Below are 15,486 nucleotides of genomic sequence, written 5' to 3'. Positions count from 1 at the left end.
ACCGTCGGATAGCGTACAATCTCCGGCACCGGTTAATTCGATTTGAATGCCGTTGCTTGTGGCAATATCATACTGGGTAAACGTGCCTCAATTAAATCATTGACCGCGTCGGCACTGCTCTGGTCATTATTTGAGACAGCTACGGTTATTTTATAGGTGTTCTGACCGCATTTAACAGTGATTACTTGTTCATCTGCAACGGCAATTTCATCTGTACTGCGATAGGTTACGTCTCCCGACTGAATTGTTACCTTATTGTTTTTGTTTGCAGCGGTAGGAGTAACCATTATTTGTGTTGCTGCAGGCAGAGTTAATATATATTCTTTGGTTCCGGGCGCAAATACCGGGTTAAGGACTCCTTTATTAACGGAAAGGGCTTTTAAGGATGTATCCGGGTTGTTAAAGCCGGAGCCAAGGTCAGCCCCCAGATTGCATGTGTAGCAGAATTCTACCACATCGCCGTCCTTAACTGTAAAGGTATTGGCCCCCGCATTGATAAACCAATCATTTAGTGTGACCATCCAGCCACTCTGGCTGCCACTGTCAAACTCGGAAAGCTTGGCAACTTTTCTGCTTCCGTCGGCAGATGTAACAGGACCAATCCCACTTACATAATCTACCGCGCCATAAACCGTTATACTTTTTGTAGCCAGAGCCTTTTCCAAGGCCCCTCGCATAGTAAGCCCCTCGGTAATCTCGACTTCTGTCAACGGCAATATTTCACCAAAGGGTTCCCGGTAATCGGAAGAAATGTTTGCCAAATCTCCTGCCAGTCTTTGTACGTTATCCACTACCCGAACTTTAACTGTTCCCAGGTCCGGATTAACATCATTGAGTTCAACAGCCAGGCTTGCAGCCTGCTTTTCGGTGTCATTGGCAGGATAAACCAAGCTGCTCACAGTTTGGTCAGAGCTGTTTTGGGGCTCGGTGACACCGGCGGAGTCATTATCCTCCGCAATTTCATGGTTTTCCTCGCTTTTAGCGTCGGAATTCCCGTCTGTGCCGCCACCTGCATTCGTAGCGTCGTCATAAACAGATGCTGCAACTGCGGCTTTTTCTCCTCCACTATACGCCGGCTGATCGGGATTGACAGTTAATCCTGTCGCCAGAGCGGGATTAACTATGCTGAGCATCATGAGCAGGACTAATATTATGTTTATTATTTTTAATCCTCTTAGTTTTTTCATGGGCTGCTCCTTTCTTTAATTTTCACCACCATACCTTATAACGGTAAATACCTCTGCAAACTGTTAGCTGTCAGATAACACCTTTTTTCAAGACTGCTCTGCTTAATCCCCCCTTTCTTTAAATATTTGGCGTAACCTGCCATCCACCAAGAAAGCCGATTTAAGCAACTTTCTTGGCAACCATAGGCACCTGTACTCGTCGGAAATTATGATTTCCTAGAGCACAAAAAACCCCGACTTCCGCAGAAGCCGGGGTTTTAAACAATTTAATGCCGCCTGATACAGCCCGCAAATACCTGGCATACAGAGAGTAAACCCACTCCAGCACTTCACCTTTTCACGGAAGGTTTAATATATGCTGTTCCGCTCGGGCAGGTCTCCTGACTTATGGATCATTGCTCATCTCCCGCCTTCCCATCCTGATTAGGCACTCAATTTTTAAGCGCCGGAGCAGCACAGTGGCATTTTGGAAGCAGCTAACCATTCACAGTGGCCGAACCGTCCGGGATTTTCACCCGGTTCCCTTTTAAGCCTTGATAGAATCAAAGCACCTGAGCAGAAAATATTATTTTGCAACTATTTAATTAACATACCACTAAAAACAAAATTAGGCAATATCTTTGGTAAATAATGCCTAATTTTGCGCGTATTATGTCGTTTTTTATGTATATATAGACTATTTTCATGCTTATTGCATTCATTAATAGCCCATTTACGTAGGATATTGCACATATTTTTCTTTTTACAGTTTGATTTGAGTTACTTTAAAATCCCCGTCAAAAGGATTTGTGAACCAAAACGTTAGTATCTACAAACACTCTAGAGTCCATAGAGTTCCTCCCGCCGCCAACCTCGTTGTAACGAATAATTTTCCTCTTTCATTCTGCTTATAATAAATTGTTTTTCAGTCTCCCAGGCCGAAGTATCTTTATGAATTGCAAATTTGGTTTTTAGATGCTCATCAATAGCACACCGAATCAATTCTGCTTCCGTCAATCCTAATGCCTTGGCTTTATTTTTTAAAAGCACCTCTTGGTGAGATTTAATATATGTCTGCTTACGAATCATTTCCGCTCCCCCTCTGAATGTATAGGTTGTGCTTTTTACCGCAATCCTTATTGCGCACGTCTCCCGGATTGCCATCATCAGCAATAAATACGTTAAGGACAATACAACCCGCTTTCGTCATATAATACCCCCCTGCATATTTCAACGGATTTGACACCTGTTCCTGCTTGGAAAGTATATTTCCCCACTCGTCATAAGTATAACTTAAAACTTAAATACCGGATACCGCTATTTAATTGTCAACAACTATTTTATGCAAAATTTGATAACAGCCTGCAACGGTCACAGCGGAAATCAAACAATTGGTGAAGCGGTTCTTTGAGAAACCAATCATCAGTACATGATGGACATTTTCTTTTTTGCTCGGATTTCTTTCCACGCCTTATAGCCCGATACAAGTAGTAGTAAGTAGGAATCCCTGTTAATGAAGTAATATTATTGCAAATTTCAATACCTCTTTGTGATAAACTACTATCGAACCTGCTAATCTGATGGAGAGCAAAACGCTCTCCTGTAGCGGAGTTCATCTGAAGAGTATCACATGCTTGGTAATCACTTTGCCAAGTAAGGATATCAACGTATTCACCGTTAGAAGTAGGATGGAGTCGATAAAGTGGAATAATCCCAAAACAACATCCACAACGAAGGGGAGATTCAAGAGAGATATAGTGCGTATAGAGAATAAAGCTCTTTGATGCACCACAGCGACAGGCAGATGCAGCATAGGGCTCTTTTCCGGTTAATACCGAGGAATAGTTGAGTCCCACCTCGTCCAATTTGTGAATGGCATCCCGAACATAGTTATTAGCACATTTTTTATCTAAAGAATCAGTTGTAGGCAAAAGAAGATAGGCACGATAATTTTCATCCTTCCGTCCAACCGGAAACTCCCGGCCTAAAATCTGGCCATTCATTCGCAGAGCACCTAGCAGCACATCAATCGCTTCCTCAGCATTCTTAGTATCCTTACCTTGTTCAAGTTTAAAAATAAGTTCAGCCGTATACATAAAATCGTATTCACACTCCCATACAACAAATAGAAGATAAGTTTTTATATTATTATTTAAATCTTCTATCCCCCCATTTCCTTATTTTATTAAAGTCACTCCCTCTTGGATCATAATTTCCGGGACCAAATCTTTTATCGCAAAGTCTTTTGGCAAAACCTTTCCCGCTTTCGCCATCACAGTTTTTGCGAAAAACTTAAAAATATCATTAAAGTACCTGTCTAAAATTTTTCGTTCAAAAGCTACGTCTTAATCTTTTCCCTTTTTGTCACTCCAAGTATTATATCGTAATCTATATTTTCCAAAAACCTTTTTTCTCTGGTACTTTTTGAGTTTAACGTTAAAATATTAATCATGTCCCCTGCGGCAGGAGATTTCCGTCTTATCCTCTTTTCCGGATAAGAACTATAACTATAGATAAGGCTCTCTCCCAAGGACTGATAATCGCCGGAATCTCCCCACTGGTTAGCTATAGCAAGATGCATTTGTTCTGTTATTCTGGCTTCCCAGATGAACTTGCTCTTCTCATCACCCCAAAGAGAGGGAACACATAGCAGATCAGTACCCCACTTGGCCAGGCATTCAACACTTTCAGGAAAAATCAGATCATAACCGATTAAAATAGCCACTCTGCCAAAAGGGAGATCAAAAGTAGGGAAACCTTCTTTTCCCGCACAGGCCCATGTTTTATCCTGTGAGGTAAGATGCACCTTTCTGTATTTCCCCAGCATCCCCTCGGCTCCGATTAAAACAGCGGTATTAAAATAGTCCACTCCTTGCTTTTCCACTATCCCCAGCACTATGTAAACATTGTTCTCTCCGGCCTTCTCGGTGAACACCGCTGTACCGGCACCCGGAATCTCTTCGGCAAGTTCTTGTATCTTGCGAGCATCTGAAATAGCTCCTGTGGCAGCTAATTCAGGGAAAAGAATAAGGTTAAGCTCTATACCCTTTTGGGCGGCAACAGCTGTTGCCCGGTCAATCAATTCCAGCATCTTTTGTCTGTTCTCTTCCACCTTTTCAGCGACGGGGCGAAATTGCACAGTCGCCACACCAAATAATTTAGGCTCGGGCAGACTGAGAAGCGCCTCCGGGACCGGCTGGGAAAAAGTATCTAAAGATATTTTTCCATACAATTCGGGCTGTCTCTGGCCAAGAATGAAATCTGCTGACGAGATAAAGGTTCCCTTTACCAATGGCACTGTCCCATAAATAATGGTATCCTCTGCCGATTGCATTCTTGTTATTATCTTTCCCTTATTGTCAATAATGAAAGATTCGGCAAAAATATAGTTCATAGTCTTATCTTTTCCTGTCCGATTACAGACCAGTATATATATCCCATTTTCAACCGCCCGGGCACGCCAGATATCCTGCGGGTTATGGTGGTGAGGGGGCCAGTTGGCCAATATGAGCAGCAATCTGGCGCCTTTTAAAGCTGCAATCCTAGGCGGCTTATAGGAATAGGCATCGGCACAAATGATCACTCCCAACTTACCATACTCAGTTTCTGCCACCAGTATGGGAAGATTCCCTTTTCTGGCCCAAAGGTTTTCTTTAAAAGCCGGAAAAACCTTTCGGTACTTACCGATCACTTCACCATCAGGTCCAATCAGGGCTGCTGAATTATATAAACTACCTACTCCTGGATCCACTTCCGGCAGCCCGATACAAATATAACAATGATATTTCCGGGCAATGCTGCCAAAGCGCTCAGTAGTAGGACCTGGTATAACTTCTGTCAATGGAGCAATCTCAGAACTGCCGGCAAAGGAGTAGCCTGTTGCAGCCATTTCTGTATTTAAAATTATCCTGGCACCCTCACTGGCGGCCTTCTCATTCAAAATCATTAGTTTTTGGATATTGTTTTCTTTATTCTTCCATTCCAAAGCAGGATGGATTAAGGCAAATTTAACTTCCTGGTCTGCATTTTCTTCTTGGAATTTTCCCCCCATAAACACCCGTCCTTTCATTAACATATGTTTTAATTATAGAAAAACCATGAAGGACCGCCTTGTTCCAACAAGGTACAGACCTTCATGGTCAGATTTTCAATCAGCTTTTCTTAATAGTTGCAATTATCTCAAAAAAGAAACCCACATAGGAGCAATTACCAACTCCTATGTGGCAAAAGGTTAATTAACAAAAAAAGTAGACGGAAAATGGGGAGCTATACGAACCTCCTCCGGGAAAGCCTGAGAGGCTTCTGCCCGAGAGGTTTCTCATTTCATTGAGAACTGCCCTGGCAAAGCAGGAACTTACACTCTCTCATGAGCTACAGCACTGTGCTGCCACAGCCTTGGCCCGGTTCAGGGGCATCTACTAATCATAGTAGATAAGTTTACTTCCTAATAAAAAACCCCAACTTCTTCGTAAAGAAGCCGGGGTTTTTTAAAATGAAAACATTTTAAAAATTCAAATTAATGAACTAAAACAAAGCCCTGGCCTTTTCACGGAAGGCGGCACTTAGATTAACCAGGCAGGTCTCCTGACTTGTGGCTCACAGCGCATTTCCAGCCTTCCCAGATTCAAAAAACCCAGTGGCATTTGGAAAACCGCTCCCCACTTACAGTGGCCGGACCGTCCGGGACTTACACCCGGTTCCCTTTTCACCCCCGGCATGGCCGGGGCACCTGATTAACTACATTATTTAATTAGCTATATTATAACACTGTTTACAAACTTTGTCCATCATTATTTCTTAAATTTAAATAATTTTTCTAATCTGTTTCTTTTAGGCTGGCAAGCAGATTTTTAACTACGGTGCAAATCTCCGCCCGAGTCATATTTTGCTGCGGGCGGAAGGTGCCGTCAGGATATCCCTTAAGCAGGTTTTGCTCTACCGCCGTCACCACAAAGCCCCGTGCCCAGGAGGAAATGGCCGCATCATCGGTAAACTTGGTGGAATCACCCATCCTGGCTGCAGCCTCACTGTCTTTGCCCAAAGCTTTAATCAGAATGACTGATGCCTGTTCTCTGGTAACCGGATCGTTTGGTCCGAAGCTGCCATTCCCATAACCGCTGATAATACCGGCATGCACAACGGTTTCCACCGCTCCGGCGTACCAATCGGAGAGCGAAACATCTCCAAAGGAGGAAGCCACCGGCTTATAATCCGGCAGTTGCAGCGCCTTGTCCAAGACGGTGACAAATTCCGCTCTGCTCATCTCCCTGTCGGGCCGGAAGGTGCCGTCAGGATAGCCATTGATTAGGGCACTCTCACTTAACTGGGAGATAGCGTCATATGCCCAGTGGCTCCCGGCAACATCAGTAAAGCTCTTTGCATTGCCCGATATGACATTCGGTAACTTATCATCTCCAGAAGGTTGCTGGGACTCAGCAGCAGTGGTAAACCGCTTTATTTCACCCTGTTTCGTCCCTTTGGAGTTAACCGCATAGGCCTTAAAATAGTAAGTGGTCCCGCCTGACAGTCCGCTGAGACTTGTCTGGAAAGATCCGCTGTGGTTGTCTGTTCCCACCGTCACTCGTTTATCCGGATTGTTTTGATCAGTACCCCAAGCAAAACCGTATGAGCTGATAGCCGATCCGCCATTGGAGGTAATGCTGCCGTTCAGTATAACAGAGCTGTCTGTAATACCTGCCGCATCACCTGTCTGGACACCGGGAGTCACAATAGTGCTTCCGCCTCCTCCGCCGCCGCTTCCTCCACTGACCGGTTCGCCTGTTGTTCCTCCTTGTATGGCAACGCTGCCGCCGGTTATTTGTACCGGCACGGCCTGGCCTTCCTTATTACCGGCTTTGACATTGCTCAAAACGAGGTCGGATGTACCGGAAGCCTTGGCCTTAAAGGATACGGCAGCCAGGGCTCCCGCCTCGCTCACTTCACCGCCGGGGGTGGTGATGGCTCCGGCAACGTTTTTGAGCAACCCGGCGGTGTTATCAATGACGCCTGGCATGAAAAAGGAGGTGTTGCCGTTCTGGTTGAGCAATCCGCCCCCGGTTACCGTGTCAACCTGCAGCACCGCCGGATTATAGCTCAGATTGAACTGAGCGCCGGCTATCGCTGTGGCAGGTGAGATAAGCACATTCAGGGTAAAAGTATCGCCGGCGCTGACATTCTTTGTCGCCGGATCGATACTCACTGTGGTGGCGCTGCCGGTGGATTCCCCGGCTTTTACTTCTTGCGGGTTATAAAAGTTAAAGATAAATCCCGCCGCCAAGACCAAGATGAGCAAAAACCGCAGCGGGGTTTTATATATTGGCATGTTTAGATTATTCATACCGCCAGTGCCTCCTTAAGTCATGTCATGGGAAGGGACAGGCTGAGAATGCCTGTCCCTTCCGCTGCAATCAACGAATCAATTGGAAGGTTTCCTAACTCATGGATTATTACAAGCTTTCATTATTTCCCATTTCTTTTAGACTGTAAAGTGCTGGCCCACCAGGATCATGTCCAATACATCCACAATACCGTCCCGGTTAATGTCAAACTCACTCCAGCCAGGAGTGCCGCTCTCGCCGAAATGCTGGCCGGCCAGAATCATGTCCTGCACATTTACACTTCCGTCACTGTTCAAATCACAAATACCGGCGACGGCTTCTCCCACTGTCACGGTACAAACACCGCTGTAGCTGTCGTCACCGGCTTTGGCGGCAATAACGGCGCTGCCTTTAGCTACCGCTGTTACTACACCGCCGGCAACAGTGGCCACGGCGGGATTGCTGCTGCACCAGGCTATTGTTTTTTCCGGCGGAATGCCATGACTAATGGTCAAAGCGGCACCCGGTTCGATTTTGCCGGATCCGGGAGACAACTGCGCATCCGCCCCCGGCAAGAGGACAAAGGCAGCGGCAGGCACTTTCCAATTGCTGTTTACTGAGGTAAAGTTTGTAGCGCGCAAATTGAGAATGGCCAGTGTTCCCACACCGTTGAAGCAGTTGTTCCCCAGGCTTGTCACATTAGCGGAAACAGCAATATAGGTTAATTTCGTATTTTGAAAACAATTGTAACCAATACTGGTCAGGCTGTCCGGCAGATCAATTGAGCTTAACGCGGTGCAGCCGTTCAGGAAATTATCGGGCAGGCCGGTTATTCCCTGGGCCAGCTTTACTGTTTTAAGGTTCGGGCAATTCTGCAGCAAAGACGAACCTAATGTGTTTATAGCCGACAGATCCGCTTCTATAACACCGGTACCGCTAAAAGCACTGTTTCCCAGACTATTGATGCTCTCCGGCAGCTTGATAACGGTTATCCCAGTGCAGCCATAAAAGAAACTATCCGGCAAATGTTCAATACCGGGAGGTAATTTTATATTGCTCAGATCTGTAATTCCGGTACAAGCTTGAAACAAACTGCTGCTGAGAACATTTCCGTCTACAGCTGAAAGATCGGCTGATGTTAAGCCGATGCAGGAATTAAACGCTCCGTTTCCCAGGCTTTTTATGCCGGCCGGCAGTGTAATTGAAGACAAGCCGCCGCAGCCTCTGAAACAACCGCCCCCAATACTTGTAACTCCTTCGGGAATAACCATTGCGGTCAACCCCGAGCAGTTGTAAAAGCTGTTGTTGCCCAGGCTTGCCACCGTCTCCGGCAGGATGATGCCCGTCAAATTGGAACAGTCTTTAAAAGCATTCTGAACTATTTCCTTAATTCCTGTACAACCGCTGAAATCCAAGCTTTTCGGAACTGTCCAATCAAAGCTGCTAGCTTGTGCCGTGGCAGCGGTAATAGCACTGTTGCCGGACAGCTTGATTAAGGAAACGCCCTTCAGATATTTCATGACAGTCATATACTCATCGGTAACACCCGCATTGGACAAATCAATGCTGCCCGTAATTCCGGCCAAATCCGCAAATGTCAGATTTCCCGAATAACCGCTTTCCTTGCCCGCGGCCAGGGCCAATCTGTTCTTTAATTCCCGGTTGTCAATAGCTACAAAGCCATCCCCTTCATATACGGTTTTCACCGTGATACTGACGGTATAGGTTTTGGTCACCGTCCCGTCCGGCGTTGTCACTTTCACCCGAATGATATTATCTCCCAGTGATAAAGCAACAGGTTCCGAGGGAATTCCCTCCGCCGCGGGCAAATCATTAACCGTTATGCCTGAAACCGCTTCCGCGGCCAGGGCAGTTACGGCAGTTTCTTTCAGATGACACCCTGTTTCGGCGGTATAAAAATTTCTCGACGGGTTAAAAGCTTCGTTCAAAACAATACCGGATAAGGACAGCGACTGCAGCTTGGCATTATCCGTATCGACAATACTTACATGGCAAATCCCGCTGTAGCTGTTGTCGTCTGTTTTCGCACAGATGATCGCGTCGCCGGGCTCAACCCCTGTGACCACACCGTTTGCAACCACAGCCACACCGGTATCACTGCTTCCCCAGATTACAGTTTTATCCGGAGGAATGCTGTGAGAAATGGTCAGAGTTTCTTCACCCAGCTTTATGGTTGATGTCTCAGGCAACAGCCCGGCATCTGAGCCCGGAAGGAGACAAATTGTAGAGCTTGGAACTTTCCAGTTGGCATCCACACTGGAAAAGCTTGTTGCCCGCAAATCCAAAATGGCCAGGGCAGGGCACACATCGAAACAGGAAGCTCCTATTTGTGTCACATAACCCGAAACTTTAGCATAGGTCAGTTTGCTGCACCCGTAGAAACAGCGGCCCGGCAGGGCCGTAACCCCGGAAGGGAGCACCGGTATTTCTTTTAACCCTGTTTGAGATAAACAGTTAGCGTCCATTTTGGTTAAACTGTCCGGCAAACTAATATCAGTAAGCGAAACGCAACCATAAAAGGCATTGCTGCCGATACTGCCAACGCTCCGGGGGATACTCACGACAGTAAGTTTAATGCAATTTTCAAAAGCATAACTGGATATGCTTGTCAAAGTCTCCGGCATTGCTATCCCTGTCAGATTTGCACAATTCCGGAAGGCTTGGCTGTTCATGCCGGTAATACCGGTACAGCCGCTGAAATCCAAGCTTTTCGGCGTTTTCCAGTCGAAGTAGTCCTTCTTAAACGCGGATGAGGTGATGGCCGTGTTGCCGGACAGATTGATCACGGAAACCCCTGTCAGGTACTTCATTACAGCCATATCATCATTTGTAATGCCGGCGTTGGATAGGTCAACGGTTCCCGTAATGGCAGCCAGTTCCGCCAGTGTCAGCTTGCCTGTGTAGCCGCTTTCTTTCCCGGCAGCCACGGCCATTTTTTCCCGAAGCAGCGGATTGCCGAAAACAATACCGTCATCCACTACGGAAATCGCCGCCATAGTAATGGTAATGGTATAGGTTTTGACAATCATTCCGTCTGCCGATGTTACCTTTATTTCAATACTGTTATTGCCTACCTGCAAAGGAACCGGCTCCGAGGGGGTACCGTCCGCCACCTGCTTATTATTGACTGTCAGGACCAGTCCCTCAACTGCCGCCTTCACAGTTACGGCAGTACTGGTTATCTCCCCTGTTATTTTAGCGGTATAAGTATATTTTGCGGGATCAAAGTTCTCCTTTAGGGTGATACCTGATAGAGACAGCTCATCTAATTTGACGTTTTCCGCATCCGCAACTGTCACCTGACAATACCCGCTGTAGGTATTATCGTCGGCTCTTGCTCCAATGTAGGCCTTGCCGGGGTTTACACCCGACACCACACCGCCTGCAACAATGGCTACCGAAGTATTGCTGCTGCTCCACACCACGGCTTTATCCTGCGGAATATCGTGTGTAATAGTCAGCGTTGACCCGCCGGGCAATAGGACGCCTGCCAGGGGAGATAGCTGAGCGGCTTGCCCCAAAAGCACAATAGTGTAGCCCGGGCACTGCCAGTTGTTATCCACATTCGTAAACGTTGTTCCCCGCAAATCCAGTATAGCAAGGGAAGTACCGGCAAAACATCCGACACCCATTTTTTGTATGCCTTTCGGCAATTCGATGCCGGTAAGGCCCCGGCAAAAGGCAAGGCTGAAATCACCCAGGGTTGTCACCGAATCCGGCAGGGTGATATTCTCAAGAGCCCCACAATTCATAAAGCACTTCTCACCGATGCTTTGTAAATTCTTTGGCAATGTAATGCTGGCAAGTCCTCTGCAATCATAAAAAGTTTGCTGCTTCAAGGTTGTCACCGGATCCGGCAGAACGATGCCGGCAAGGGCCGTGCAGCCTTGAAAACTTTCTTCCCCGATGCTTTGCAGACTCTTTGATAAAACGATACCGGTCAGACCGGTACAACGACTAAAGCTATTGCTGCCCAAGGCAGTCACAGTATCCGGCAAGGTTATGGAAGTAAGAGCTTTACAGGAATAAAAAGCCCTGTCCCCGATACTTGCGATACCTTCCGGCAGGGTTATTGCCGTTAAATTGGCACACTCATAAAAAGCCGCCGTCGTTATTGCCGTAACACCGCCGCAACCGCTGAAATTCAGGCTTTTGGGCACAGTCCAATCAAAAGTGCTTTCCCTGACTGTGGCAGCGGTGATGCCGGTGTTCCCGGAAAGGTCGATAGAGGAAACACCTTTCAAATACTGCAGCAAAGACATATCCTGATCACTAATATCTGTATGGGACAGATCCACAGCTCCGGTAATGGCTTCCAGATCATTTCTGGTTAAATTTCCTGTATAACCGCTTCCCTTTCCTGCCGCCATTGCCAGTTTGTTTTTGAGTGCCGTATTGCTGATAACTATAGTCCCGTGTTCGGCACCCGGAACCCCTTCTTTTACTTCAATAGAAATATCCGGGATTTCCGTAATGAAATAATTTTTTTGTTTTGTCCACCAGGCGGGTCCGTATTTAACCCAGACATAGCCGCCTGTTAAATTATAAATACCCGGTCTGGTATCTTTAGGAACAATAAACTTGACTGTTTTTAGCTTCTCTAAATCCTCAATAATTTTTACACTTTCTGACTTTACCGTATTCAATCCGGGAATATTAGTGTTAAAGGCGGTGTAGGAATTAATTATTTCTTGAGTCATCCACTCCTCATCGGCCTTAGGATGGTTTGCGGCCAGTGTTTGGATATCCAGATCGGGAATATTAATTTTAACTTCATCACCCGGCCAGATACCCTCCGTATTTTCTAAATTAACCGTAAACAATTGAGGATTATATTCCGCATTTTCTTTCACGGTAAGACGAATGTCCGGAAGCACGGAAAACCTGTGGTCTGTCTGGCCGGCGCCTGTAACCGGGGGAGCGGTTCCCACCGGAGCTTCGCTATAGAGACCGTCACCAAACCAGTTTTCGTCTATATGACCGTCGGTTAACATAAATTCACCCGCTCCGGTCAATTCCATCCGGATACCGTTGGAAGTAGCAAGATCGTACTGGGAGAAGCTCCCGGAAACAATGGAATAGCGCGGCATTTTACAGGAGTGGGAAACACCCACGGCCGCCGGGTTATAAATCCGGGAAACCTTGGGAACCGGAGTTACCAGTCCCGAGTATGAAATTTGAATGATATCCCCTTCATACATATCCGCTGACCCAGTTCGAGTTAAATTTTCCATTTGTATTGCCATTTTTTTGGCCCGAATGTTAAAGACCTTTGTTGTTGTGCCACCGGCATTGCCGGCGGTAACGACAATGGGATTATAGCCGTCTTTTAACCTCACCGTAATTTTGCCCGCCTGTGCCGCATACTCCTGCCCGTATACACTGGCAGCAACCGAGGCATCAGAATCTGTGCTGACATTAAAAGTATAGTCCAGACTGTCTCCGATAAAATAAAGAATGTCGTATTTGGTTAAAGCTATGTCTGTTGTCAGTTCAGGCCCGGCGGCAGACAGTTTTTTCACATTCACGGCAACAACGGTATCCTGCCCCCTATACCCGGGATAGGTGACCTTTATTTGAGCTACACCTTCATTCAAGCCTTTGACATAATATCTTGTCCCTTTTTTGCTGCCATCTGAATTTTCTTTCTCCACGGCGACAACATCATCATAAACCGCTCCCGCCACCGACAGATTATTAACAGAAAAAATTAAATCATCTCTGTTAAAGGCCTGATCATCCAAACCAACTCTGGGGGTATCCAGCACGACGAGTTCTTTTCTTTCCCCTTTCTCCATTTCCAGGTTAAGGGCACTGAGCAAGAAATCATCGGGATAATTCTGTACCACACTGCCGCCGGTATTCTCAAGGGAGGCAATTTTGGCTTCCGCCGCCGTCAGTGCGTCCAGGTTATCCACCAAAGCTTTTTGTTCTTCCCTTAAAGAGTTATAAGCGGTTCGGGCGGCTGCCACCTGTTCCTTGTCCGCCAGAGTAATGGCATTAACGGCGGGCAGCGCGGTGATTAAAGCAATAACATGATCAGCCGCCGTTTTGTTATCTCCATCGATTTGGGCTATTTTGCTTTCTGCTTCTATCAGTACGGAATAATTGGCAACCAGCGCTTTTTGCGTATCTGTCAAATTTTCATAGGCCGTGCGTATCGCTTCTATCTGTTCTCTGTCCGACAGATCAATATCATCAACAGCCGGAAGCGCCCCTATTAAATCAATGACTGCATTGGCGTTGCTCTGGTCGTTATTTGAAATGACTACGGTTATTCTATAGATGTTTTTGCCGCAGGTAACGGATATCACCTGGTTATCGACCACGGCAATCTCGTCTGTACTGCGGTAGGTTGCATTGTTTGACTGAATGGTTACCTGATTATAACGGTTTGCAGCGGTAGGGGCAACCTTAATCTGTGTTTCAGCCGGCAGGGTCAATGTATATTCTTTGACCTGCGGCGCAAATACCGGGGTAAAAATTCCTTTGTCCGCCGAAAGTGCTTTTAAGGCAGTGTCGTTGTTGTTAAAATCGGCGCCCAAGTCGGCTCCCAGATCGCAGGTATAACACCATTCTATTATATCGCCGTCTTTAACCATAAAGGTATTGGCCCCGGCATTGATAAACCAATCGTTCAGGGTGACCATCCAGCCGCTCTTATTGCCGCTGCTAAACTCGGAAAGCTTGTCAACGGTTCTGCTGCCATCCTCGGAGATAACAGGACCTATTCCGCTCAGGTAACTCTCGGCCCCGTAAGCGGTTATGCCTTTGGCGGCCAGAGCCTTTTCCAGGGCACCCCGAATAGTAAGTCCTCCGGTAATTTTCACTTCAGTCCACGGCAGTATTTCGCCAAAGGGCTCCCGGTATGCGGGAGAAATATTTGGCATATCCCCCGCCAGTCTTTGCACATTATCCATTACCCGGACTTTAACTGTTCCCAAGTCCGGACTTACCTCATTGAGCACGATAGCCGGGCTTGCCGCCTGCTTTTCGGTATCATTGGCGGGATAAACCAAATTGCTCACAGTTTGGTCAGAGTTGTTTTGGGGCTCGGTGACACCGGCGGACTCATTATCCTCCGCAATTTCACGGTTGTCCTCGCTTTCAGCGGCGGAACTCCCGTCTGTGCCGCCGGCTGCATTCGTGCCGTCGTCATAGACAGACGCCGCAACTGCGGCATTTTCCCCGCCGCTGTACGCAGGCTGATCGGGATTGATAGTTAATCCTGCCGCCAGCGCGGGATTAACTATCGTAAACAGCATAAGCAAAACCAGTAGTATATTTATTATTTTCGATTTCTTCAATATTTTCAAAAACAACTCCTTTCCTTTAATTTCAGCCTCAGTACTTTGAGAATGGCAAAAATATCTTGCCTACTGTCAGTTGTAAGATAACACTTTTTTAGAATCTTCTGTTTAATCCCCCCTCTCTTTAAATGTTTGGTGTTATATCTATCAACCAACAAATAAAACCCCGGCTTCCGCAGAAGCCGGGGTTTTAAGCAATTTAATGCCGCCCGCCACAACCACTTAACAATATGGCACACGGGCATCGTAAACCCACTCCAGCATTTCACCTTTTCACGGAAGGTTTTAAGTATGCTGTTCTGCTCGGGCAGGTCTCCTGACTCATGGATCATTGCTCAGCTCCCGCCTTCCCATCCGCTTTGGCACTCAATTTTTAAGTGCCGGGGCAGGACAGTGGCGTTATGGAAGCAGCTAACCATTCACAGTGGCCGAACCGTCCGGGATTCTCACCCGGTTCCCTTTCAAGCTTTGATAACAAAGCACCTGAACAGAAATTATCAGTAAACTATTTAACTACTCTATTAATTCTTCATTAATTTATCATGAAACATAAAGTTTGACAATACTTTTGGTATATAACGTATTTTTACTTGTTTATTCTCCCCATATCGGTGTATATATAGCTTATTTTTATGCTTATTACATATTTTTGATTTATTATGGAGGTATTGG

Annotated in this window: 8 protein-coding genes and 3 riboswitches; all 8 genes read right to left on the bottom strand. The window is 46.4% G+C overall.

Going from position 1 to position 15,486, the window contains the following annotated elements:
• Positions 1-32: 32 nt before the first annotated feature.
• Entirely contained in the window at positions 33-1,187 is a 1,155-nt protein-coding gene (locus tag DTOX_RS09790; RefSeq protein WP_015757527.1) for a DUF4430 domain-containing protein, read from the bottom strand.
• A gap of 353 nt (positions 1,188-1,540) precedes the next feature.
• Positions 1,541-1,757, bottom strand: a riboswitch (cobalamin riboswitch).
• 249 nt (positions 1,758-2,006) lie between these two features.
• Positions 2,007-2,255 (bottom strand): hypothetical protein, encoded by a 249-nt coding sequence (locus DTOX_RS09785; protein WP_015757526.1) that lies wholly within the window; start codon positions 2,253-2,255, stop codon positions 2,007-2,009.
• Positions 2,245-2,376: a hypothetical protein gene (locus tag DTOX_RS24800; protein WP_278184581.1), complete on the bottom strand. Its 132-nt coding sequence runs from the start codon at positions 2,374-2,376 to the stop codon at positions 2,245-2,247. The genes DTOX_RS09785 and DTOX_RS24800 overlap by 11 nt, the downstream gene beginning before the upstream one ends.
• A gap of 130 nt (positions 2,377-2,506) precedes the next feature.
• Positions 2,507-3,262, bottom strand: a complete 756-nt coding sequence (locus DTOX_RS09780) for a Zn-ribbon-containing protein (protein ID WP_015757524.1) — start codon at positions 3,260-3,262, stop codon at positions 2,507-2,509.
• 242 nt (positions 3,263-3,504) lie between these two features.
• Positions 3,505-5,217: a carbon-nitrogen hydrolase family protein gene (locus tag DTOX_RS09775; protein WP_015757523.1), complete on the bottom strand. Its 1,713-nt coding sequence runs from the start codon at positions 5,215-5,217 to the stop codon at positions 3,505-3,507.
• 506 nt (positions 5,218-5,723) lie between these two features.
• Positions 5,724-5,914: riboswitch (cobalamin riboswitch) on the bottom strand.
• A gap of 68 nt (positions 5,915-5,982) precedes the next feature.
• Positions 5,983-7,503, bottom strand: coding sequence for an S-layer homology domain-containing protein (locus DTOX_RS22160; protein WP_015757522.1), 1,521 nt, complete (start codon positions 7,501-7,503; stop codon positions 5,983-5,985).
• A gap of 138 nt (positions 7,504-7,641) precedes the next feature.
• Positions 7,642-14,820: a leucine-rich repeat protein gene (locus DTOX_RS09765; protein WP_015757521.1), complete on the bottom strand. Its 7,179-nt coding sequence runs from the start codon at positions 14,818-14,820 to the stop codon at positions 7,642-7,644.
• Positions 14,817-15,146 (bottom strand): hypothetical protein, encoded by a 330-nt coding sequence (locus DTOX_RS09760; RefSeq protein ID WP_042315645.1) that lies wholly within the window; start codon positions 15,144-15,146, stop codon positions 14,817-14,819. The genes DTOX_RS09765 and DTOX_RS09760 overlap by 4 nt, the downstream gene beginning before the upstream one ends.
• Positions 15,104-15,316: riboswitch (cobalamin riboswitch) on the bottom strand. (Overlaps the previous gene by 43 nt.)
• Between the last annotated feature and the right edge of the window lie 170 nt (positions 15,317-15,486).

The organism is Desulfofarcimen acetoxidans DSM 771 (assembly GCF_000024205.1).
Lineage (GTDB): Bacteria > Bacillota > Desulfotomaculia > Desulfotomaculales > Desulfofarciminaceae > Desulfofarcimen > Desulfofarcimen acetoxidans.
The sequence above is the reverse complement of the archived record's forward strand: the minus strand, read 5'-3'. Positions and strand labels throughout refer to the sequence as shown.